We start from the raw sequence: 25766 nt of genomic DNA, 5'->3' as shown, positions 1-25766 counted from the left end.
TTTTGATAGCGTTTTTAAGTTTAACAAAAAAGCCACTTGTCAGGTGGCTTAAATGTATGAATAAGTAGCTTTAAATCAATCTGCAAGCCTTATTTTAATCAATCATCATCCTTCTTTTTCTTTTCCAAAATCACAAAGGCGCTGCGTTTTGGCGCGGGTAAAACGGCGCTTTCACCTTTTACATATTTCCAGATCACATCATTCAGGTCGAGGTCCGGAACGGCATCTTCTTTCGCGAGATTAAAAAATTGCGAACGTTTACTGCTTTGGTTATCCGCCACATTACGTTGTTCCAGGTTAACCTGGGCCGGTATGGCTTTGTAGGGCGATAAGTCGGGTTGATCATTGAAACACTCAAAAAGCGGTACGGCTGCAGCGTCGTACTGGCTCATGGGCGGCAGGTTCAATATCAGTTCGATAGTGCGCAATACGCCGGATGTTGAATACATATTATGGATAACGGCATTGCGCTTAACATAAGCCCCGGCCAGGTAAACCGGCGACCGGTGCGCATCAATATGATCAGGGCCGTTTTGGGCATCATCTTCCAACACAAACACTACCGATTCTTTCCAGATCGGGCTTTGGGATAAATGCTCAATTAACAATCCAACGCCCTGGTCGTTATCGGCAACAGCGGCAATCGGCGAGATGGCGCCCTTTTGCTGCCCGCTGGTATGATCGTTGGAAATACGGATAGTGCTTAATTGCGGTACTTTATTGATTTTAACCAGCGAGTCAAAATCATGCGCCCATACCTGCTCACGGTAGCGGTCGGTAATGTCGAGATCAAAGCTTGGCGCTTTAACACAGTAATGGCCAATAAGTGATTTAATATTGGGCTTATAGTCGTCGGCAAATTCGCCGTAGGTACGGTAGCTTACCCCTGCCCTCTTGCAATAATCCCAGATATAACCGTCGCGCGGGTCGCCAATTTTGCGCGTGCCTTCTGAATCGTAGTTACCGCCCCGGCCACCGTAACTGGTGGGCCAGGTTTTTTCAATAAAATCGGTGGCGTATGCAGCAGTACTCCAGTTATGTCCATCGGCACTTACCTCGGCATCTACATAAAAATTATCCAGCAAAACAAAATTATTTACCAGGGCATGTTCGTTGGGGGTAACCTTTTCGCCAAAAATGCATAACGAAGTATCACCGTTTCCCTGCGGTACATCGCCCAAAACCTGGTCATAAGTGCGGTTTTCTTTAATAATGTAAAATACATGTTTTATGGGTGATGCCTGTCCGCTTTTCCGGGGTATCGGGTTGCCCTCGATACCGGCCGCAAATGCTGATACCTTATTATTAAAAGGGGTATTGGCGTATACTTCCCGGGTGTATTTTTTTAGCTGATCGCCCTTCGGCGCATCAATAAATGACAGCGTGCCTTTAAACAAACCGCCGATGTATTGTTCGCCCCTTGAGGTAGGCGCTTTTTTGTAACCGCTGTTGTCAGCTTTTTTAACAGGCTGCGGCCCCTCAGGATTTGCCATACTGGTAAAACCCTTGCCGTTAGCCACCAATATTTTGTTGCCCAAAGTACGCACGTAAGTTGGGTACCAGCCTACGGGGATAAAGCCTAAACTATGGCTGCTGCCGGGTTGGCTTACATCAAAAACGGCCAGGCAATTGTTATCGGCGTTGGCAATATACAATGTTTTCTGATCGGCAGACAGCGCCAGCCCATTACTGGTTGAACCGGTTAATCTGGTGGGGTAAAGCGCTGTCGATATTACTTCTATCGTCTTTTTTGTTAGGGTGTTAATTACCGAAACCGAATTATCATTCGCGTTGGCCACAAATAGTATTTTGCCTGTTTTATTTAACAGCAGTTCATTCGGGTGACTGCCGGCAGCAATACCAGTCATACTTCCGGTATGGGTATTATAACAGGTAACTTCCGATCCACCCCAGATAGAAATATACAAAGTTGCCTCGTCAGGCGAAAGGATACAGCTATAGGCCTCGGCCGCCAGCTTTACCCGTTTAACAATTTTACGGCTCGCGGGGTCTATTACGTATAATGCACTATCCTCTTTAGTTACGGTGTAAAGGCGGGTATTGGCCTTATTTACAGCGATGCCTGTGGTGCATATTTTATTATCCGGCCAGGGTTTACCCAGCTTTATGGTATCTGCCTTGCCAATTTTATTATTCTGGATATGAAATGCCATGATCCAGTTATCATTGCCGCCACCGGCATACAGCATTTTTTCATCATTGCTGAATGCCAGCCCGTACCAGGCTTTGCCAACAATTCTTTCATCCAGCTGTTTTTCGGTTTTTGGGTCGATCAATTGAATGGACTGTGTGCTTTCGCCGTTGTTGGTAACCGCCAGTAATTTACCTGACGGAGATAACTGCATATTAAGGGGCAGATCTCCCAGTTGCAAAGCACGCCCGGCCGGGCTAAGTTTCCAGCCGTTAGGCAGCAAAACCTGCCCGGTCTTCCGGATCTTCCCCGGCAATTGGGCGTAAGCAAAAGAAGCGGTTAAACAAATAGCGGCGACGAGCAGCGGTTGCAGTTTTAGTCTCATAGCGATAAATTGATGATCAAAAGTAGCAATTGCTTTTGAACGACGTTACCGGTTAACAAAAACTTAATGTTATTTTGAAGATTTGAAGATGTGGTAATTTGAAAATGATCGCACTAATTTGAAAATTTGAAGATGTGACAATTTGAAAATGATATCCAATTTGACATCTGAAGATGTGGCAATTTGAAAATGTGCCGATTTGTGCATTTGAAAATCATGAAAAACGAATTCATTCCCATTTTCAAATTAGCAAATTGTCAAATCTTCAAATCAAAATCATTTCTTCTCTTCAAAAAAATAAATCACCAGCATGCTTGCTTCTGTAGTGCCCAGGTTGATGGGCGTATGGGGCATGCGCCCGTCAAAAAGCATGGAATCTCCCTGGTTTAAAATGATTTTTTCTTCTTTAAACTGGTATTCTATCTTTCCGGATAATACATATTTATATTCAAATGCATCCGTTTCAACCAGGGGGCGTATGGCATCAGGTTCCAGCGTCAGGATAACAATATCTATGGTTGACTGGGTGATGGATTGCGTAAATATCCGCTGGTAATGAAAGCCACTGGCATGTTCCTTCTCGAAATGATCGTATTCGCTTTTACGTTTAATAACAACGGGCAGGTCCGCAGTGCGCGAGCGGATATCTTTAAAAAACTCATTCAGATCGATCTCGAGCGCCTTAATAATTTCAATCAGTACCAGTAAGGAAGGGATGGTACGGCTGTTTTCAATCTGCGAAATAAGGCCCTTGCTAACGTTGGCCCTGGTAGCCAGTTCCTGCACGGTAATGTTTTTTTCGCGCCGCCGCTCTTTAATGCGGTTGCTGATCTGTATCAGAACATCTTCTTCCATTTATCGACAATAGGTTATGGCCGCAAAATAAACAAATTAGTAAATGTCGCAATGCAATATTTTTGTTAATTATAGTTAAAAAGGTTTGACTTGACTGACTTAAACGTGAATGATTTTTTAATAATTAAATAACATTCAATAGTTTAATTTGCGCAAAATATATTTTATGAGCCCAACCATCAACCCTGAAGCTGTTGTTAACGAAGTTTTTTCTCTTTATGAAAAGCATGGTGATGAAGATTACATCGGGGAGCCGGTTTCGCAACTGGAACATATGTCGCAGGCGGCCCGGCTTGCTGAAGAAGAAGGGTACGACGATGAAGTGATCCTGGCGGCATTTTTTCACGACATTGGCCATTTATGCGCCGGAGCGGGACAAACTGAAAGCATGGACGGAATGGGTAATATGGATCATGAAAAATTGGGTGCTGATTACCTTTTAGCACATGGCTTTTCAGAACGGATAGCCGAATTGGTGCAGGCACATGTTATTGCCAAGCGTTACCTTACTTACAGATATGCCGAATATTATAACAAACTTTCGCCCGCCAGTAAAGTAACACTGGAATTCCAGGGAGGGATGATGAGCCCGGAAGAAGCAGCAGCATTTGAACAAAAGCCAGATCTTGACCTGATCATCCGTTTGCGTTACTGGGATGATATGGCAAAAGAAACAGATGTAGCGGTTAACAATATCGGGCACCTTAAAATGCTTGCGCTTGACCATTTAACCAACCGGGCTGCCAACAAGGTATAGCAGCACTTTTTACCGCAAAAACGGGCTTTACGCTGGTATTGATAAGCATTAGCAGGTTTTAAGCGGATATCTACCCAAATTATAAGCATATTATTTTAATATAATATTAACTCCGTGTGAGTTATATGTAATATTCCCGTTATAAATAAAGCCAACGCTTAACCTTATCAAAATCTAATCTTAAATATAGCTTAATCCTGAGTTTGTTTATCAATAATAAACAAAGTTTAGTATTGCTGAATGAAAAATCAACTTCCTTCACTATTAAACTTTAACAGATGAAACAGATTTACCAAACAATCAAAACCGTAGTAACGGTATTGTTATTCTGTGTTGCGCCATACGCACTAATGGCGCAAACCAAAATTTCAGGAACAGTTACTGATGACACACATCAGCCATTGCCCGGCGTAAACATAAGGGTAGCTGGTACTAAAACAGGCAGCATTACCGATGTTAACGGCCGGTATTCAATTGCTGTTAATAAAGGGCAAACATTAAAATTTAGTTTTATCGGCTACGAAGAACTAAGTGTACAAGTTGCCGATCAGACAACTATTGATGTTACCCTTAAGGTTAGTGCCAAAGGGTTGAATGAAGTAGTAGTAACCGCGCTGGGTGTTAAAAAAGAAACCAGGCGCATCGGTTACGCAACCCAATCAGTTAATGGCGACGATCTGACCACGGCCCGCGACCCCAACCCAATTAACGGGTTGATCGGTAAAGTTGCCGGTTTGCAGGTAGGCGCCACTTCAGAAATTTTAGGCGTACCAAACGTAACTATTCGCGGTAATACCGTTTCATTGTTCATTATTGACGGATTACCGTTCAACTCTGATACTTATGATATCAGCCCTGATGACATCGAAACGTATACCGTATTAAAAGGACCTGCGGCAGCAGCGCTTTACGGCAGCCGCGCGCAGTTTGGCGCCATCATTATCACCACCAAAAAAGGCGATAAAAACAAAAAAGGTATTACTGTTGATATCAACAGCAGCACCGTGTTAAATAAAGGGTTCATCGCATTTCCGCGGGTACAGCATTCCTTCGGCCCGGGCGAAAACACTTTTTATGAATTTGTTGACGGTAAAGGCGGCGCACCCGGCGGCGTAGATAGTGATTACGATATCTGGGGGCCATATTTTAATGGTCAGTTGATCCCGCAATATGACAGCCCAGTTGTCAACGGCGTTCGCCAGGGTACGCCGTGGACAGCCCTCGGTGCAAATAACCTGGCCAATTTTTTACAAACAGGTTATCAAACCAATAATGATGTTGCGATAACTGCCAATGGCGATAATTACAACATCAGGTTTTCAGCTTCGCAGGAACATCAGCAAAGTTACATTCCTTCGCAGTACCTTGATATTGCCAACGCAAACGTTTATGCTTCCTTTAATGCGTCTTCCCGCTTAAAATTTGAAGCAAGCCTTGACTTTAACCGCCAGAGCACAGATGATTTTCCGGATGTTCAATACGGCCCTAACTCTATCATTTACAACATGGCGATTTGGACAGGCGCTGACTGGAGCGTTAACTCGCCTGACATTAAAGCCATCTGGCAGCCGGGTAAAGTTGGTGTAGCTTCGGAATTTGAAGAATATACCCGTTACCATAACCCTTATTTCCTGACAAAGATCTGGACCCGCGGTCATCACAAAAACGATGTTTACGGTTACCTGGGTGGTACTTATAAATTGAATGATAACCTGAATGTTGCATTAAAATCACAGATCAGTACCTATAACCTGTTACGGACGGAAGATATGCCATATTCGGCACACCCTTACGGACGTGAAGGCAACATGGGTGATTACCGTGAGGATCGCCGCGACCTGTTTGACAACAATACCCTGTTAACATTAAACTACAATTATACCGTAGCAAAATTCCTTAACTTATCAGGTTTGGTGGGCAGCAATCTGCGCAGCTTTAAATACAACTCCAGCTGGGTATCTACCAACTACCTGAATGTACCGGGTGTTTACTCATTCAGCAACTCAGAAAATGCCCTGCAGGCCACCAGTTTTAATTCAGCGCAACTGCAGTTAAGCGAATTCGCTTCATTAGATGCTTCTTTCGGCAAATATGCTACTTTATCAGGTACTATCCGTAATGAATACTCATCGGCATTTCAGCAACCTACAACTTATTTATATCCAAGTTTATCACTTGCTACCGTGATCTCGGATTATATTAAAATGCCTGATTTCATCACCTTCCTCAAAGCCAGGGCCTCCTATGCCAATATCCGCAGTGATGCCACCAGCCCAACCATTGGCCCTGCTCCATATAGTTCAATCACCGCATTTGGTGGCAGTACAGGCCCATCGTTATTTGACAACCCATTGGGCTACGGCAGTACCTATAACTCCCCTTACAATGGCCCAACTTATGCCTTAAATACTTCCTATTCAACGGCTAAGCCTTATAACAGCCAAACGGCAGGTTACGGCCCCGACAATTTGTATGCTAACGGTATCAAAACTTCAACGCGTGTTAACTACGAAGAAGGTTTCGACATCAAATTTTTGCAAAACCGTTTAGGACTAAGTGGTACAGCCTTCCAGTACATTGACGGTCCACAAATATTGGCCAACGCAATTTCAACCGCATCCGGATATACAATCGAATATATTAACGCTTTGAAAACCAAAACAACCGGTTATGAATTGAGCGTAACAGGTACTCCAATAAAGGATCTTGGCGGTTTTGGCTGGGATGTTTTGGCCAACTTCTCTACTTACAAGCAAATATTTGATCAGTTGCCTCCGGGACAGTCAACCTATAACACCTTCTTCCACCAGGGTGACAGAACTGACGCTGTTTACGGTTCAGCGTTTGTTAGAACGCCAACAGGACAAATTATCTTTGGCTCAAACGGTGAAGCATTGGTAAACCCGGTAGCTCAAAACCTGGGACATGCCACACCTGATTTTAACTGGTCATTCTATAACAAATTTCATTACAAAAGCGTAAGCCTGGGCTTCCAGTTTGATGGTGCTGTGGGTGGCGTTATTTCAGATTATATGCACAATAAAACAATGCGCGGTGGTGCAAATGCCTTAACCGCCGAAGGTGCATTAGGTGCGGCACGCTACCAGGACTGGAAAAATTTCCCGCTAAACAATATCACTCCCAATCCAAACTATACCGGCAGCTACGTTGCCCCGGGGGTAGTTATATCTAACGGTGTAGCGCCAAACTATGATTCACATACCGGTAAAGTATTAAATTATAGCGCATTGCAATATGGCACTAATACCACGCCGGTTTTTGTACAGGAATTTGCCAGCGAATATTATGGTGTAACTGAAGCCAACCTGATGAGCAAAACCTATGCTAAACTAAGGGAAGTAACTTTGGATTACGATTTACCGAAACGTTGGTTGCAGAACACCTTTATCACTAAGGCTTCGCTTACCATTTACGGTCGCAACTTATTGTACTTCTACAAAAATCCGGAATTTAAAGACGTTGACCTGGATCAATACGCAAACTCTTCGGCAGGAGGCACAGGCTTACAGTCGCCGTCGGTTCGCAGTTATGGCCTGAACATAAAACTTTCATTCTAATTTAAATTGGATAAAGATCATGAAAAAATTAATAAAAATTTGTTTAATGCCGGTGCTTTTAGCACTTACGGTAAGCAGCTGTAAGAAAACATTTCTTGCTGACTCGATAAATAACAACGTTCCGACGAGCGTACCAGCCTCGTTGTTACTGAACGGTATAGAATATAATATGGTGGATTTTCCGGATAACTCGCCGGAAATTTACGACCAGTATTATATCTATAACTATAACTATTATGGCAACAATCAGTATAATTTTGGCTCGGGCGACAATTATTATACCACGCTTAAAAATGTGATATTAATGGAGCAGCAAGCAGAAAAAGCAGGTTCGCCGGCCGTAAACCCTTACAGCGCTATCGGTAAATTTTTCAGAGCCTACTTCTTTAGTAAAATGAGTCTCGAGGAGGGTGATATCCCGATGACCCAGGCTTTACAGGGTTTGAGTAACCTTTCTCCAAAATATGACACACAAAAAGCAGTAATGATCCAGTCATTAGCCTGGCTGGAAAGTGCAAACTCGGATATGACCGCCCTGATCGCTTCCGGAAACAGTTCATTAGCCGGCGATTTCTTCTACAGTGGCAGTCTGTCTCAATGGCAAAAGGCGGTTAATGCTTTCCATATCCGTTTATTGCTGGAATTGAGCAAACAAGCTGCCGATGCCGACTTAAATGTCCCGGCACAATTTGCAGGCATCGTTAGCAATCCGGCAAAATATCCATTAATGGCAAGTTCATCTGATAACCTGCAATTCATTTTTGTTGGGCCGAATAACTATTATCCGCAAACGCCTGATAATTTCGGGCAAAATGGTTCCAGGCAAAACTCGTCGCAAACCTATATCAAATTGCTGACCACCTTCCAGGATCCAAGGGTTTATGCTGTTGCTGAACCTGCGCGTCATTTGGTAGATGATCTTCACCAGAGCCCAACCGATTTTGCGTCCTTTGTTGGAGCGGATCCGGGCCTTGACCTTGGTATCATGTATGCCAACGCAAACGCACAGGATTATTCATTCCTTAACCGCCACCGCTATTACTCAACCTATACCGGCGAGCCAAGCGTACAGATCGGGTACCCTGAATTGATGTTCAACATCGCCGAAGGGATCAACCGCGGCTGGGCCACCGGGAATGCCGAATCCTATTATATCGCTGGCATACAGGCCTCTATGGCATCTTACAGTATCCCGGCAACAGGCTCATTTACCGCCTATTTTTACAAGCCGGGTTCAACAGGTGTTGCCAGTATATCAAATTATGATACTTATTTAATCAACACCAACTGGAACACTTATTATGGGCAACCGGCGGTAAAATATGCTGGCAGCACAACCGGCTTAACCCAAATCCTGCAGCAAAAATACCTGGCGTTATTCCGCCACTCAGGTTTGGAAGCCTATTTTCAGTTCCGCAGAACTGGTGTACCAGCGTTTACAACAGGACCGGGTACCGGTAACGGACAGCGGATTGCCTTGCGTTTCCAATACCCTTCGTCTGAACAATCGGCTAATACCGCAAACTACAATGCTGCTTTAGCCAGCCAATACGGAGGAAACGACGACATAAACGGCACAATGTGGGTGTTAAAATAAAGTTCTTTTTTTTAATTATTGAGGATTAATTAATTAATTGGCGAAGGCGGGAATAACATCCCGCCTTTATTTTATTTTTAGTATTTTGAATAAAAGTCAATGATAAACGGTCCTTTAAGTGCATCCAAAAATTAAACGGCGCTTTTATTTACTTAAAGGCCCCCATACTTTTTTAATACATAATTCACCAACGCTATGAAAAAGTTATTTTTTTCCATGTTTCTGGTTACCTGTGCAATCTGTCAAAGTTATGCACAAAAACAGGTCTCGATATTAGAGGTACCCGGTACAGATAAATATTGTATCATTACCCCACATGGAACATCGGTACTGCCAAGTGGCAGGTTTGTTACGCCGGCCGGCGATTTTGTCCGTATCACACATGATCCATTCGGGCTGTCCATCTCACCTGACGGAAAAAAAGCCGTAACGCTGCACAATGGGGTTATTACACTGATCGACCTTGCTACGATGGATGCCGTTAGGGTTCCCTCCTACGACAAAAAAATTGTCTCGCCCATACTTGATGGCTCATTTTTGGGCGTGGCTTTTGCACCTGATTCAAAAACTGTTTACCTGAGCGGAGGCGACGATGGCGCAATTATGGTTTACGATACCGAAAAGCTGCAGCGAACAGATTCACTATCGCTCAATGGAAAAGTTGGCGGCAAGGATTACCAGGACAGTTTTACATCTGACCTGCTGCTGAATGCCGGTAACAATGAGCTACTGGTGCTTGACCGCGGCAATTTCAGGCTGGTGCGTTTTAGCCTTGCAACTAAAACTATTACAGCATCCATTCCTGCCGGAAGGCAGCCGTTCGGGCTGTCACTAAGTCCGGATAAAAAAACCGCTTTTGTTGCCAATGTGGGTATGTATTCATACCCGCTGATAACGGGCGCAACCCCTCAAAATGCCGACTCCATTATGATCTCCCATCATCCATACGGAAATGACACCAAAGAATCGATTGAAGGGACCGTTGTTGAGGGGAGGAAAATTCCCGGCGTTGGAAGCCCGCTGTCGCCCGAAGCGATGAGCGTTTTCACTATCGACCTGGGCGCCAATAAAGTGATCAATAAGTTTAAAACCGGCTACCAGGTAGGGCAAATGATTGAGGGGGCTGAAGTAGTGGGCGGCGCCAGCCCGAATTCCATTGCCGTAGGCACGCAATACGCCTACGTGACCAATGCCACCAATGATAATATATCCATTATCGACTATAAAAACAACAAAATATTAGGCGAAATACCCATCCGTGTCGATAACAGGATAGACCATTACCGTGGTTTGCTTCCATTCGGTATTTGTTTAAGCAAAGATGAGAAGACACTGTATGTTGCCTTGCTGGGCTTCAATGCCGTAGCGGTAATTGACGTACCATCAAAAACAACTACAGGCTTGATCCCCACCGGCTGGGGGCCATCCAGGGTAAAACTATCAGCCGATGAAAAAGAACTGTATATTACCTCCTGCCGGGGCTTTGGCGCGGGCCCAAATGGTGGCAAAGGCTTTGTACGCCCCCCGCAGGGAACCTATATCGGTGATATCCAGCTTGGCCTTTTCCAAAAGCTGCCGGTGCCTGATGCACACCGGCTTGCAGGCTATACCAGCCAGGTAATCGGCAATACCTTTTTGACAAAGAAGGTTGACATCGATCCCAAAAACCCTTTACCCGCCCTACCGGGTGCGACAGCTACGCCAATAAAATACATCGTTTATATTACTAAAGAGAACAGGACCTACGATGAAGTTTTGGGCCAGCTAAAAAATGCAAATGGCGATAGTACACTGGCAAGGTTTGGCGTACACTGCGAATACACCCTGCCTGATGCACTGCGCGTTAAATTACCGGGGCTTAATGTTGCGCCCAACCACATTAAAGCTGCACAGCAATTTGCCTTTTCGGATAATTACTATTGCGACAGCGATGCCTCCATCCACGGGCATCATTGGATGCTGGGTGTTATACCGAATGAATGGGTAGAAGCCAACTCAAATGTTGATAAAACAGCAAAATTATTTTCGGACGCACCCGGACGGCGCTTTCCCGGCTCAACAGGAAGCATGGACCCTGAAGACTACGCTGAGCGCGGTGGTTTATGGGAAGCTATGGAACGCAGCCACGTTAATTTTTACAATTTTGGCGAGGGTAATGAAACCGCCCATAACCGCGAGATCTGGACCGATACTTTAACCGGCTCCGGGCATTTGGTAATGGTGCCGATGCAAAAAGCTTTGTATCCGCGTACCAGCCATAATTATGCCGGTTTTAACACCAACATTCCCGATCAGTTCCGGATGGATCAGTTTGAAAGTGAATTTACCAAAATGTGGATCAGGGGCAAACAAACAATGCCGGCGCTGATTACTATGCAGGTACCCAATGACCATACAGCCGACCCAAGAGCGAAAGACGGCTACCCGATGAAACAATCGTACGTAGCCGATAATGACCTTGCGGTTGGGCGGATCCTGCATTTTCTTTCGCGTACCAAATACTGGAAGAATATGCTGGTGATCATCACCGAGGATGACCCGCAGGGCGGTGTTGACCACATCGATGCCCATCGTTCAATTTTAATGATGGCCGGCCCTTATGTAAAAAAGGGTTACGTAAGCCATACCCATGCCAACTTTGGGGCGATATTGAAAACCATTTACAATATCCTCGACGTCCCCTATGTGAACCAATATGATGCCACCGGAACGCTGCTCACCGACTTTTTTACCGATAAGCCCGACTTTACGCCTTACTCCTTCCTGAGGAGCGATACCAGGATCTTCGACCCGCAAAAAGCGATGGCGAGATACCATAATGTAATAGACTGGCGTAAAATTGAGAAAGGCCCGGACATGGATGACGAAGAACATGAGCGCAGCGAGCGCAATAAAGACGACAAAAACTGATAACGGCAATTAAATATTCAATTTCCAATCGCATTAACAATGAAATTCACCACCATTATATCACTATTGCTTTTAACCCTGGTTGATATCGGGTATAAGCCTAACCCGGTTCCCAAAAAGAAACATAGCTTTATTGTGATCGCCCACCGCGGCGATCATACCCAATATCCTGAAAATACGTTGGAGGGCTATGCCATGGCCGCAAAAAACGAAGCGGATTATGTTGAAATAGACCTGCGTACCACCAGCGACAACCAGCTGGTGAGCATGCACGACGGCAGCGTTAACCGCATGACAAATGGCAAAGGACTGATAAAAGACCTTACCCTGCAGCAAGTAGAAGCGCTGAAAGTAAACCCGAGGAACAATACAGATACGGCAACCTACCGCGTGCCGACGTTTGAACAGATCCTGAAACTTTGCCGCAACAAGATCCACATCTATATTGATTTTAAAGAAGCTGACGCTACGGCCACTTTAACAATGTTAAAGCAATACCATATGGAAAAGCAGGTATTGGTTTATATCAACAAACCATCCCAATATACCGACTGGCGCAAAACCGATCCGTCGATGCCGCTAATGTTAAGCCTTCCGGATTCAGTTAAAAGTACGGCATCGCTGCAGTCATTTTTAAATAAATACCAACCTGATGTGCTTGATGGGGACTATACTGATTACAATGCTGATATGGTAGCTTTGGCGAAGGCAGGAGGCTTGCAGGTTTGGCCCGATGCACAAGGCCCTAAAGAAGGCTCCGCGGTGTGGGATAAAGCTATTTCAATTGGCTTAACCGGGCTGCAGACAGATAACCCGCATGCATTAGTGCAGTATTTAAAAAGCAAGGGATTACGATAACCTCATCATTGGTAGCGCCATTTGATTATTAAACATTTTTATTGTCTGATTTTTTTGATGAGTAAAAGCTGGTTATGTTAGACCGGCTTTTATATTTTTCTAGCCTGGTGTCGTGTCAACCATAAATTGACCAATCGTCAATCTACAAGTTCATTAAACGCAAAAAGGGTTTACAAAAGGTTTACACATTTAAGGTTTTTAATTTTTTAAATTCCTAATAATGAGTTATTTATATGTTTATTTATTAAAACAGGGTTTACACTATTTTACATAACCTCCTCCCGGTATTTTAAGCAGTGCGGATAAAGCCTCAACGTCAATTTATTAATGACATGACACCAGTTAGTTGCGAAACCAATAACGGAGTACCTTCGGCTAATACTCCGCCATCACCTCATCCACATAGCACCATAGCCAGCGCTCGCCGGGTTCGGCGGAGATCACCACGGGGTGGCCAGTCGCATGGGCATGTTTACTGGCATGCTGATTGGGCGAACTATCGCAGCAAAGCGTTACGCCACATTCCTGGCAGGTACGCAGGTGCATCCAGGTATCATGTGTTTTTATACACTCCTCACATACATAATCTTTTGCATGTTTAAGGTGTTTTATAGCGGTAAGGTGTTTGCAGATTTCTTCTTCCATGGTAGTAAGTTTATAAATGCTAATTTACATCTTATAGAATTACCTCAATAATCCTTATCTATTTTATAAGCAATAAAAATACTGTCGGCTTGTTTCCGGGTGATAGTATCAAGTCGGTTGCCTCTATGTAATGTGAATATTGTAGAATCTCTTTTTCGTTGGGAGTTAACATAGCTATGATCCATTGTTAAAACAGTGTCCTGCAATTTTTTTGAACTAAAATAATAATGATCTTCTTCAAGGTCTAATTCGCAACCGTGATAAGCTACCAATTTGAAACCATGTCCTTTTTTGACCTTCGGCTCCTGCCAGATCGTCGAATTTTCATCTTTATGGTAAACCGGCCAATCTGAAGGAATTATTGGAATATGCAGTTCCTTTCGTTTTCCATTAAATTCGGTTCCAAAGCTATTTGCACAACGGTGATGCAGGTAGGTAGAAACACCTACATAAATTAATGATGCCGGCATTAAAACGAAAAGGATAATAGTAACTATTTTGCTAATTTTCATTGATTGAGATTGAAATGGACAAGGCTTTTAAACACTAACTCATTACAGCTATTCAGTTTAAAAATAGCAAACATTGTCAAAACAACCAAAGATATTTATCTCCACCCACCCCCAAGCGCCCTATACAAATTAACAATGGCCTGTAACTGCTGTAACCTATCATTAATACCGCTGATGCGCGCTGCCAGCAGGGCTTGCTCCGCAATCAGTACATCGTTATAATTGGTTGCAGAGCTGTACCGTAGCAATTGCTGGGTGTAGTCAACAGATTTTCTCAATGCTTCAATTTCTTTCGTCCTCGAAGTATCTTTTTCAATACCTGTCTGGTAAGCATAAAGCGCGTTGGAAACCTCCTGCCCTGCCACTAATAAAGTTTGCTGAAAATTATTGAGCGCTTCCATTTGCTGGGCCTGCGCCGTTTTCAGCCTCGCTTTGTTAATGCCCTGGTTAAAAATAGGCTGGGTGAGACCGGCGGCGATATTGTAGAAAATCGAATTGACGAAAAAATCCTTCAGCGTTAAATTGGAGAAGCCCCCGGAAGCGGTAATGGTTAAAGCCGGATAGAAATAGGTACGTGCCTGGTTGGTATTTTCAAACGCAGCCCTGAAAGCGTATTGCGCCTGCTGCACATCGGGCCGGTTTTGTAATAACTGCGACGGGATGCCGGTTTGCAGGTTACTTACCGGCTGCTGGTCATCCAGTTTGGCGCGGTTTATGGGGCCCGGCGGGCGGCCGAGCAACAGGTCGATGGCGTTTTCAGTTTCGCGGATGTTGCGTTTAATATCGGGGATGGCTACCTCGGCAGCATAACGGTTGGCTTCGCTTTGTACCACAGCAGCGCCGGTAACCACATCGCCCTCTTTCAGGGTCTTCATGGTTTCCACGTCTTTGATACGGAATTGTACAGCCTGGTTGGTAATCTCCAATTGTTTATCAAGCGCCAGCAAATTATAATAGTTGTTGGCTATATCAGCTATCAGTTGCGTTTGCACCGCCCTTTTTGCGGCATCACTTTGCAGCAAATTGGCATAAGCCGCTTTTTTGGCGCTGCCCAGCTTTCCCCAAATATCCGCCTCCCAGGAGGAGCTTAAACTGAGCTGGTAGGATGTTGTTAAGGTACTAACCGAATAGCCAGCCGGTAAGTTTAAACTTGCCTCAGACTGCTTCGACCGGGTAACGGTAGCATTACCGCTTAATGACGGAAATAGCGCCCCCCTGGCTTGCCCGAGTGCGGCTTGCGCTTCGGCTATTTTTTGAATGGCTGTTTTTAAATTCAGGTTATTGTCAAGCCCTTCTTTTATTAAGCCATTTAATGTCGTGTCAGCAAAAAGGCTTCCCCAGGGCAGCGTGGCAATAGTAGTAGTATCTGTTGAATTTTGCCCGCGATACAAATCGTTCGTTACCGTACCGGCGTCCCGGAAAGGCCTGGTTACTTTGCACGATAATGAAGCGCCCGTCATTGCGGTTATTAGCAGGATATATTTTATAATGGATTTACGCATTGTTAATTTCTTTTCATCCCGGTGATTAACCGGCAGTTGTTATTTCTTCTTCATCCTCATCATGGTGCCTTTTGCTGCGCAGCTTTTCCTGGAATGTCTGGAAAATAATGAACAGTACCGGGATGGCAAATATGCCGAATACCGTACCGATCAGCATGCCGCCAACCGCACCCGTACCGATGGAACGGTTACCCAATGCACCGGCACCGGTTGCAAACATCAATGGCATAATCCCAAAGATAAACGCGAACGAGGTCATTAAAATCGGCCTTAAACGGGCTTCAGCGCCTTCAATTGCCGCCTGTACAATGGGCATTCCGGCCCGCCTGCGGTCGAGCGCAAATTCAACGATCAGTATCGCGTTCTTTGATAACAAGCCGATGAGCATAATAAGCGAGATCTGTACATAAATATTGCTGTCGATCCCGAAGATCCTGGCGAACAAATAAGTACCGGTTAAACCTATCGGCAACGACAGTAAAACTGCAAAAGGTAAAACATAGCTTTCATACTGGGCACTCAATAAAAAGTAAACAAAAACCAGGCAAAGCATAAATATGTAAAGCGATTGCGTACCGGATGCTATTTCCTCGCGGGTAAGGCCCGAAAAATCGTAACCATAACTTGGCGGAAGCTTCTCGGCGGCGACAGCTTTAATGGCATTGATCGCATCACCTGTACTGTAACCCGGTTTGGGCTGCCCGTTAACCGACACCGCTGTAAACAGGTTGAACCTTTGGATAGCCTCGGGGCCGGAAACTTTTGTCAGTGTGATAAATTCGGTAATAGGCGCCATGGTGCCATCGGCGCTCCTCACAAATATTTTACTCAAACCGGTAGCATTGGCCCGGTAAGCATAATCGGCCTGAACCATTACGCGGAACTGCTTGCCAAACTGGTTAAAGTTAGAGGCATACAATCCGCCATAATACCCCTGGAGCGTAGTTACCACCGAATTAACGGAAATACCGGCCTCTTTACATTTGGGCACATTTACTTCCACCTGGTATTGCGGAAAATTTGGATTGAAAGAAGTATTGGTGTTTTGAATCTCCTTGCGTTTATTTAATGCAGCCAGGAATTCATTGGAAACTTTAAAGATGTCGGCCATGCTGTTACCGCCCTTGTCCTGCAGCTGGAAAGTAAACCCGTTGCCGGCGCCAAAACCCTGGATAGTTGGCGGCGAGAAATAGAATATTTTAGCCTCATGCAGGCCGCCCGTCTTGGCGTAAAGCTGGCCGATAACACTTTCTATATTATCTTGCGGCCTGTCGTCCCAGGTTTTTAGTTTAACGATCACCATGCCGTAGGCGCTGCCGCTGCCGGCCAAAAAGTTAAAACCAACTATTTGCAGCGTATTTTTTACCGCCGGTAAGGTATGGGCTATGCTGTCAATCTTTTTGGTGATGGCCTGGGTGCGTTGCAAGCCTGCGGCAGGGGGTAAACTAACACTGGCAAAAATAGTCCCCTGGTCCTCGCTCGGTACAAAGCTGGAAGGCGTGGTTTTGATGAGGAAGGCCAGAGATGCCGCAAAAACAACGATCACGACCACTACTATCCATTTTTTACCGGCCAAAAAACCGACAGAGCGTTCATACCTCTTTTTTACCGAGTCAAAAACCACATCAAAGCGGTGGTAGAAAAAGTTAAAAAATCGCTTTTTCTTTTCTTCTTCGGAATGCGGCCTTAATAATATTGCACAGAGTGCGGGGCTAAGCGTTAAAGCGTTGACTGCAGAAAGCAGGATAGCCACCGCCAGGGTGATGCCAAACTGCTTATAAAACACCCCTGTAGACCCTGTAATAAACGTAACCGGCAAAAACACTGCGGACATTACCAGGGTAATGGATACGATTGCGCCCGCAATCTCGCTCATGGCATCAACCGAAGCCTTTCGGGCCGATTTATAGCCTTTATCCAATTTGGCATGTACTGCTTCAACTACCACAATGGCATCATCCACCACAATACCGATGGCAAGCACCATGGCAAAAAGCGTAAGCAGGTTAATGGTGAAACCAAACAGGTTTAAAAAGAAGAACGTACCAATAATAGCCACCGGTACGGCAATGGCGGGGATAAGCGTTGAACGAAAATCCTGCAGGAAAATAAACACCACGATAAACACCAGGATAAAGGCTTCTATCAGCGTGTGGATCACCTTGTCGATGGAGGCGTTAAGGTATTCATTGGCATCCACCATGTAGATCATGTCGATCCCTTTTGGGAAAGCCGCGCGTGCAGTTTCTAAAATTACTTTTGTATCATTGATCACGTTACGGGCGTTGGAACCGGCAGCCTGCGAAATGCCAACACCAATAGCCGGCTGGCCATTAGCCTGCAGGTCCACTGAGTAGTCCAGCGCGCCTAATTCAATTCGTGCCACGTCACTTAAGCGGAGCAATTGCCCCTTACCTGCTGATTTAAGCACGATATCGCCAAATTCTTTCGCACTTTTTAAACGGCCGGTGTACCTGATCACGTATTGAAATGATTCATTGCTGTTTTCACCAAACTTGCCGGGCGCGGCCTCAATATTCTGATCGTTCAAAGCCTGGGTAACATCATCCGGCACCAGCCCGTATCTTGACATTACATCAGGCTTCAGCCAAATCCGCATCGAATAATCCCTTTGGGTGAAGATCTGCACGGTACCAACACCGTTTACCCGCTGTATGTCGGGCACCAGGTTTATTTTGGCATAATTCTGTAAAAAGGTAGCATCATAGGTTTTATCCTTGCTGTATAAGGTAAATATCAGCAGGTTGCTGTTCTGGCTTTTGGTAACGGTAACACCCGCCTGCGTTACTACCTGGGGTAACAGGCTGGTTGCCCTTGCCACGCGGTTTTGCACGTTTACTGCGGCCAGGTCGGGGTTGGTGCCTACTTTAAAGAAGATCTGGATGGACGCTGAGCCATCATTACCTGCAGACGAGGTCATGTAGGTCATGTTTTCCACGCCGTTGATCTGTTCCTCCAGCGGGATGATCACACTCTTAAGTACCACATCTGCGTTGGCCCCGCTGTAATCAGCTGAAACATTTACCGTTGGCGGCGCTATATCAGGGTATTGCGAGATCGGCAGGTTGATTAACCCGATAACCCCCAGGATAACCAGCAGCACCGAAATAACAGTGGAAAGTACGGGGCGCTCTATAAATCTTTTTAGCATATTATTTTTTATGGTCTTAATCCTAAGGTGCTTAGTCTTAAGTCAAATTATTGTTAATTATTCTCACTTGTAACTATTCTGATGACTTCAGACTCAAGACTTCGGACTCAAGACTTATTTAAGATCTTTATAAACCGACCCGGCGTTAACCTCAACAGGTTTAATCTCTGTACCGTCCTTTATATTATTAGCGCCTTCGGCAATAATCCGATCGCCGCTTTTCAAGCCGCCGGTTACAATATAAAACTGCCCCGGTGTATTTTCCATTACGGTTATTGCGACATTCTTCACCTTGTTTTGATTATCTACCGCGAATACAAAACGCTTGTCCTGCAATTCGTAGGTAACGTTTTGCGGTACAATAATGGCATCTTTCACTGTTTTGGGTATCCTAACCGATGCACTGCTGCCGCTGCGCAACAGCCCTTTAGGGTTAGCGAAACCAGCCCTGAAATTTGCCGAACCGGTTGTGGTATTGATCAGCCCGTTTACGGTTTCCACTTTACCTTTATAGTCATATATCGTTCCATCCGAAAGTACCAGGGTAACCAAAGGGATATTATTTAATTTCGATTTGAAGCTGGTATTACTGGTGCTGTCGCGGGTAAAATCAAGCAATTGCTTTTCGTTCATCGCAAAATAGGCGTATACATTGGCTGTGTTATAAACCGTTGTTAACGGTTCTGCAGTGGTAGCTGAAACCAGGCTTCCAAGCTTATAAGGCAACGAACCAATAACGCCATCTACCGGGCTTAAAATGGTGGTGTATCCCAGGTTTATCCTGGCGTTTTCCAGCGCTGCTTTGGCTTGTGCCAGGGCAGCCTCTTTAGTTTGCAAGGTCAGTTGCGCCGACTCAAGTTCGTAATGGCTGATGATATCTTTTTCAACCAGCGGCTTCACTTTGTTCACCTGCAAAGTGGCCGTATTTACATCGGCTTCGGCGGTTTTAATGCCGGCCTGGGCAGTACGCACATCCTGCTCATATTGCGGGGCATTTATTTTAAATAACAACTGGCCTTTTTTAACGAGCGATCCCTCATCCACAAAGATCTTTTCAACATAGCCGTCAACTTTGGGCCTTATCTCAATGTTTTGCAAGCCCTGGATACTTGCGGGGTAGTCGGTACTCAAAGTTACCGTCCGGGGCTGCAGGGTAACTACTTTGTAAGTACCTGGCCCCTGTGCAAACATGGCATTCTTCTGTGCATTTTTGTCACCGCACGAAAATAAAAACAACAAACAGGGCATCAAAACTGCTATTGTTAATTTTTGCATACTGCCTGGTGTTATTTGAGCGCCAATGACGCGGTATAGACTTTTACTGAAGTTCATTAAGTTGTGGTAAGTAAAAAGAATAAGTAAGCGGGCAAAGATAACCGCTTTGTTTAAAAATATTGTCAATACATTTAATATCATTATTTTCCTTGTGTCATAATTGGCGCTATCCCCTGGTTTGCCTCCGGTGACCGAAACTGGTCAGTATTTTGTTTGAATGCAAAAAACTTCAACCAATAGCAACTAATTTTAAACGTTTGCCCAATTCCGGGTTAATATTATATCGGCGAAGCAACATTCCAACTTTTCAACCTTACAACATTACAACTTCTCCCTCAAACCCATTTGCTTAAAAACTGGCTGAACGCTTCTTTATACTGATCGCCAACGGTAATATTGACTTTCCCTATTTGCAATGCGTTACGGGTAATGGAATTTATTTTATCGAGCGATACGATAAAGGACCGGTGAACACGCATAAATTTTTTCGACGGCAACTTTTCTTCAAGCGATTTCAGGCTGGTTAACGAAAGAATGGGCTTTTCGGCGCTCTTCAGCCAAACTTTTACATAATCCTTTAAGCCTTCAATGTACAAAATATCATTTAAGGCGATACGCACCAGCTGGTACTCTACCTTTAAAAACAGGTATTCATCTTCTATGCGTTCTTCCGCAACACCCGCCACGGGAGCTGCTGCGGCGGCAGGGGCATTTGATTTTTCAACCAGTTCGGCATAATTTAATGCCTTGGTTGCGGCGTGTAAAAACTCTTCGTAGTTAAATGGCTTTAACAGGTAGTCGAGCGCATCCACCTTATAGCCTTCCAGCGCGAACTGGTTATAGGCAGTAGTAAAAATGATGCGCGGTTTATTAGCCTTGCTGTTATCCAGTACCCGCGCCAGTTCAATCCCGTTCAGGTCAGGCATTTGAATATCCAGGAACAACACATCAATTTTTTGCGAATGGATAGCCTTTAAGGCATCCACAGCGCTTGAAAACCGGCCAACCAGGTTTAAAAAAGGTGTTTGTTCAATAAATGAACTAACCAGGCCCAGGGCCAGGGGTTCATCGTCAACAGCTATGCAATTTAGTATCATGACAGGTGGAGCGTTAAGTGAACGGAATAAATATTTTCGGCAGTGTCTTCTTCAATTTTTAATTCGTATTTGCCAGGGTATAACAGATCAAGCCTGCGGCGGGTATTGTTGAGCCCGATACCGCTGCCTGCCTCTAAGTTATTATTTTGTTCCTTAATGATCGTATTCACCACCTTTAATTCAACCGAAGAGTTTTGCTGGCTGATGTTAATATTGATATAGCTGGGCTGCGTAGCGCTCACGCCGTGTTTAAAAGCATTTTCAACAAAGGGTAAAAATATCATAGGTGCAATCGCGACATCCCTTAATGTTGCCGGCGAAGAATAATTAATTTTAACCGCATCGGTTAAACGTAATTGCATCAGGCTGATATAATCCTTCACAAAAGCAATCTCCTGGCTCAGCTGCGTGGTAGTATTTTGGGTATCGTACAAGACGTACCGCATCATCCGGCTCAACTGGTGTATGGCCTTGCGCGACGTTTCAACATTCACCAAAGTGAGCGCGTAAATATTGTTCAGCGTATTGAAAAAGAAATGAGGGTTGATCTGTGCCTTCAGGAACGAAAGTTCCGAACTGATCTTATCCTGTTCCATTTCCTGGTGTTTTTGTTTATCGTTTTGCCATTTTTCTATGGTGATGATACTCGTACTGATCCCGATAACCAGCGCGCATGTACTGATCATGGCAACAATCATACTGATATCCCACTGGTGGCCGCCTCTATGATGCCTTGGCGGCCCCATTTTATGAAAAGCTTCGTCAAGCAACTGGTGCAGGTTTAGCCAGTAATCAAAGTAACTGTTTAAAAAAACCACTATCGCCACCACGCCCAAAACAATCAGCAAATAAAGGCCCGTGTGGTTTTTCAGCAAAAACCGGGGCACCAATACTATTGCGTTAAGATAATAAGCCATCACCAGCAGACCTAAAATAAGCCCGTTTTTTACCCACAACTGGTACGGCACCGAGATCCGCCATGACAATGGCTGGGTGAAGTAGATCGTACCGAAAACGGCCCATATTAATAAATGGATGATCACGGTTACCAGTTTGCTTTTTGATTTTGTAAATATCATTTCAGTATTGTTGAAATAAGTTATAAAAGTTGTACTCGTTGCAATGGGAAACTACCGCCATGGATTACGCAGGTGATAACATTTTTAGATTTTGCAACTGGCTGTAACTCAATTATAACAACAATATTACAAATGTAAACTACTTAACGCCAATAATAATCTATCAGGGGCTTTAGTTCACCGACGGGCAGCAAAAAAACATCGCCAAAAAGCGCTTTTTGGCGATTGCGTGGCTTAAAGTAGTTTTATAGGCTAAAGCGGGGCTTTTATCTACTTATTTACCCCCTTTGTCTATTGCATTTTAGGGTGTAAGATCTTTACTATTGATTTGCACATCTAAATAACAGATAAAATGAAATTATTTTACCTTTTTATAGCCGCCCTTTTGATAAGTGCGAACATCCACGCCCAAACCGGCCGCGATGTGCATGGCACGGTTACCGATTCCACAAAAGTAACTTTGCCGGGCTCGATAGTGAGACTTATTACAGCAACCGACAGTATCTCCACCGCTACTGACGCCAAAGGAGCCTTTTTGTTTAAAGGCGTTAAAGCAGCACAGTTTAGTTTGGTTGTTCAGTCAATCGGTTTTGAGCCGGTAAGAAAACGTATCGCACTTAATAACAGCAACGAGCCGGTTTTTTTGCGGCCCATCATTTTAAAACCTTCCAGCCAGATGCTGAAGGAGGTTACCATATCCGACGTATTACCCGTTAAAATAAAGGAAGATACGGTTGAGTTTAATGCGGCTGCTTATAAAGTACGCGATGGCGCACCTATTGAGGACGTGATTAAAAAAGTACCCGGTGCGGATGTTGATGCTAACGGCAACGTAACTTTCCAGGGAAAAAGCGTAACCAAGGTGCGCGTAAACGGAAAAGATTTTTTTGGGGGCGATTTAAAAACTGCTACCCAGAATTTACCGGCCGATGCAGTACAAAACGTGCAGTTTGTAAATGATTACGGCGACCAGGCTAACCTTACCGGTATAAAAACAGGCGAGCCCGAGACCGTATTAAATATCAATATAAAAGCCAGCAGGAACCATGGCATTTTTGGCCAGGTGAGCGCCGGCGGCGGCCAGGATGCAATACCGCAGGTTGACGGCACCAAAGATGCCGCACGCTACATTGCACAAGGCAATATGTTTAATTTTGACGGCAACCGCCAGATTGCCATACTGGCTAATTATAACAACACCAATACCAACCTGTTTAATTTTGGCGGGCCGGGTGGCGGTGGCGGCCGTGGCGGTGCGGGTGGCCCTCCGGGAAGCGGCAATAGTACCAATGGTATCACCACAGCACGCTCAATCGGCGTAAACTACCGTGATAACTGGAGCAAAAAATTAACGGTTTATGGCAGCTACAGTTTTACTGACAATACCGTAAACACGATCAGCAGTACGATACAAAAAAACTACGGATTAAGCGGAACGAACGCTACCAGTTCAACCAATAACGAGATCGATAAAAAAATCAACCAGCGGTTCACTTTCAACATGGAATACCGGCCTGATACTTTGAATTATTTCAAGATCAGCCCATCCTACTCGTTTGCAGGTGTACATTCAACCCAGGCCGAAACATTTAATCAAACCATTGCAGATACTACGGCTTTGGCTTACACTACCAATGTAATAAGCCGGTCGTCATCGCCAAATTACGGAATCAATGTATTGTATAATCACCGTTTTAATAACCATGGGCGCAATTTCAGTATCAATGTGGGTGTAGGCCGGTCCACTACCGACCAATACCAGAACCCGGATAATATTTATTCAAAAATTACTTCTGCTCCAAATACCCCGGCCGACCAGTTTATTACTACCAATGCCAATACAGATACAGTGGGTACCTTTGTATCCTACATTGAACCTATCGGCAAAAAGTCATACTTTGAGGTAAACTATAATTACAAGCATAGTTATACCACCTCCAATAAAGTAACGGATACTTTAAGCGATTCCGGGCAGTTAAATGAATATGCCTTACTAAGTAACGATTACAACTACACCTTTGTAACCAATCGTTTCGGGCTTAATTACCGCTTTGTTGAAAAGAAATACAATTACGTTTTAGGTGTAACAGCCCAACCATCCGTATTGGACGGAAGTTCACCAAACATTTCGCCTACACATAAAACAAGTTTTAATTTTTCGCCAAACGCCCACTTTATTTATAATTTCTCGCGTACGCAGTCATTCAGTGCAAACTTTAGCGGAAGCAGTGTAATGCCAAGCTATACGCAATTGCAGCCGGTACCTGACCTAAGCAACGCATTATACCCGGTAATAGGTAACCCCAACCTTAACCCGCAGTATAACAACACCTTGTCGTTAAGGTACAATCACTTCAATTTTGAATCAGGTAACGTATTTTTCAGTAATTTATCCTTTATCCAGGCTGATAATTATATTGCCAGCAACACCATTTATTACCCGGACAATTACACGCCAAATACCCATTTGTCAAAAACTACAGGTACCAGCTATGCAAATGCTAACGGCTACTATTCAACCTCGGCATTTTTTGTATTTGCCAAACCATGGGAGAAACGGAAATACAATTTGTTCCTGGTCGGCAATTATTCCTACAGCAATAACATCTCGTACATTACAGATATAGCGCCGGTTACTTTTGCAGAAAATACTGAAAAGAATGTTGCGAAAACGCTGACCGCATCACAAGGCATCCGTTTCAGGCTGGACATTACCGATGTTATTGATGCCGAGGCAAACACCACTTACAGCATCAATTCATCACAAAACTCCATACCACAAGCCGGTGTGCTGGATAACTACCGGAGCTGGGTAGTTGGCTTAAACGGCAAAAACTATTTGTTTAAGGATTGGACCTACAGCTACGATTATTCAAAAACGTTTTATTATAACTACCCGGGTGCTAAAAACCCGAATGTGTTTAACACCTACCTGGAACGCAGGTTCCTGAAAGGCAATATGGCAACGCTGCGTTTTTCGGTGCTTGACGTGTTTAACCAGAATACCGGTTACTCCAGTACACAAACAGGCAGCTACACGTCAACAACAAATTACAACCGTTTAGGCCGGTATTACCTGTTAACTTTTACCTACCGTTTCTCGAAAATGGCAGGCAAAGCGCCTGAACGCGGCCCTGGCCGTGGGTTTGGCCCTCCGGGGGTGGCCCGGGCGGGCCGCCACCAGGGGGTGGACCTGATTGATAATCAACCATATGAATTTGGTTGGTGAGCGGGCAGGTTCAATAATTGTTATTAAATCCCGTTACACTAAGCCGGATGAAAAATTTGGAAATCACAAACAAAAGTGTAATTTTGACAATTAAAATTGTAACAAATTGAAGTATAAGGCGTCTAATAACAAAAATGAATTTCAAAATTCAATATAAAAAGAG

The 25766-nt window shown here is 44.5% G+C and carries 15 protein-coding genes; 6 read left to right on the top strand and 9 right to left on the bottom strand.

Annotated elements, in window-relative coordinates; all coding sequences use genetic code 11:
* Nucleotides 1-98: 98 nt before the first annotated feature.
* Both MgSA37_RS03965 and MgSA37_RS03960 read right to left on the bottom strand, forming a co-directional pair.
* Complete coding sequence (locus tag MgSA37_RS03965) at nucleotides 99-2537, bottom strand: bifunctional YncE family protein/alkaline phosphatase family protein (protein ID WP_096349953.1); 2439 nt, start codon at nucleotides 2535-2537, stop codon at nucleotides 99-101.
* A 276-nt stretch (nucleotides 2538-2813) separates the two neighbouring features.
* Entirely contained in the window at nucleotides 2814-3392 is a 579-nt protein-coding gene (locus MgSA37_RS03960; RefSeq protein ID WP_096349952.1) for a helix-turn-helix domain-containing protein, read from the bottom strand.
* 166 nt (nucleotides 3393-3558) lie between these two features.
* Here MgSA37_RS03960 and MgSA37_RS03955 point away from each other — a divergent pair, with 166 nt between their 5' ends.
* From MgSA37_RS03955 to MgSA37_RS03935, 5 genes are all read left to right on the top strand, one after another.
* Nucleotides 3559-4149, top strand: a complete 591-nt coding sequence (locus tag MgSA37_RS03955) for a phosphonate degradation HD-domain oxygenase (RefSeq protein WP_096349951.1) — start codon at nucleotides 3559-3561, stop codon at nucleotides 4147-4149.
* A 278-nt stretch (nucleotides 4150-4427) separates the two neighbouring features.
* Entirely contained in the window at nucleotides 4428-7727 is a 3300-nt protein-coding gene (locus MgSA37_RS03950) for a SusC/RagA family TonB-linked outer membrane protein (RefSeq protein ID WP_096349950.1), read from the top strand.
* Nucleotides 7728-7746: 19 nt separating this feature from the next.
* Entirely contained in the window at nucleotides 7747-9324 is a 1578-nt protein-coding gene (locus tag MgSA37_RS03945) for a SusD/RagB family nutrient-binding outer membrane lipoprotein (protein ID WP_096349949.1), read from the top strand.
* Between the two features lie 195 nt (nucleotides 9325-9519).
* Nucleotides 9520-12234 (top strand): phosphoesterase, encoded by a 2715-nt coding sequence (locus MgSA37_RS03940; RefSeq protein WP_096349948.1) that lies wholly within the window; start codon nucleotides 9520-9522, stop codon nucleotides 12232-12234.
* Between the two features lie 39 nt (nucleotides 12235-12273).
* Nucleotides 12274-13092 carry a glycerophosphodiester phosphodiesterase gene (locus MgSA37_RS03935; protein ID WP_096349947.1) on the top strand — a complete coding sequence of 273 codons (819 nt, stop codon included), beginning with the start codon at nucleotides 12274-12276 and terminating at the stop codon, nucleotides 13090-13092.
* 375 nt (nucleotides 13093-13467) lie between these two features.
* Here MgSA37_RS03935 and MgSA37_RS03930 read toward each other — a convergent pair whose 3' ends face one another.
* From MgSA37_RS03930 to MgSA37_RS03900, 7 genes are all read right to left on the bottom strand, one after another.
* Entirely contained in the window at nucleotides 13468-13737 is a 270-nt protein-coding gene (locus MgSA37_RS03930) for a UBP-type zinc finger domain-containing protein (RefSeq protein ID WP_096349946.1), read from the bottom strand.
* Between the two features lie 44 nt (nucleotides 13738-13781).
* On the bottom strand, nucleotides 13782-14249 hold the full coding sequence (locus tag MgSA37_RS03925; RefSeq protein ID WP_096349945.1) for a hypothetical protein: 468 nt from the start codon (nucleotides 14247-14249) through the stop codon (nucleotides 13782-13784).
* Between the two features lie 95 nt (nucleotides 14250-14344).
* A complete protein-coding gene (locus MgSA37_RS03920) occupies nucleotides 14345-15751 on the bottom strand; it encodes an efflux transporter outer membrane subunit (protein WP_096349944.1) in 1407 nt (468 codons plus the stop codon).
* A 25-nt stretch (nucleotides 15752-15776) separates the two neighbouring features.
* The gene (locus tag MgSA37_RS03915) at nucleotides 15777-18923 is read right to left on the bottom strand and encodes an efflux RND transporter permease subunit (RefSeq protein WP_096349943.1); all 3147 of its coding nucleotides are present in this window, start codon (nucleotides 18921-18923) and stop codon (nucleotides 15777-15779) included.
* Nucleotides 18924-19037: 114 nt separating this feature from the next.
* The gene (locus MgSA37_RS03910) at nucleotides 19038-20255 is read right to left on the bottom strand and encodes an efflux RND transporter periplasmic adaptor subunit (protein WP_232010777.1); all 1218 of its coding nucleotides are present in this window, start codon (nucleotides 20253-20255) and stop codon (nucleotides 19038-19040) included.
* 278 nt (nucleotides 20256-20533) lie between these two features.
* Nucleotides 20534-21295, bottom strand: a complete 762-nt coding sequence (locus MgSA37_RS03905; protein ID WP_096349942.1) for a LytR/AlgR family response regulator transcription factor — start codon at nucleotides 21293-21295, stop codon at nucleotides 20534-20536.
* Entirely contained in the window at nucleotides 21292-22374 is a 1083-nt protein-coding gene (locus tag MgSA37_RS03900; protein ID WP_096349941.1) for a sensor histidine kinase, read from the bottom strand. Before MgSA37_RS03900 ends, MgSA37_RS03905 begins: the two co-directional genes overlap by 4 nt.
* 352 nt (nucleotides 22375-22726) lie before the next feature.
* On the opposite strand from MgSA37_RS03900, the gene MgSA37_RS03895 reads away from it, so the two are divergent.
* Entirely contained in the window at nucleotides 22727-25603 is a 2877-nt protein-coding gene (locus MgSA37_RS03895) for an outer membrane beta-barrel protein (protein WP_096349940.1), read from the top strand.
* Nucleotides 25604-25766: the final 163 nt, after the last annotated feature.

It is taken from the genome of Mucilaginibacter gotjawali (assembly GCF_002355435.1).
GTDB classification, from domain to species: domain Bacteria; phylum Bacteroidota; class Bacteroidia; order Sphingobacteriales; family Sphingobacteriaceae; genus Mucilaginibacter; species Mucilaginibacter gotjawali.
This window is presented reverse-complemented; position numbering and strand designations above follow the sequence as displayed.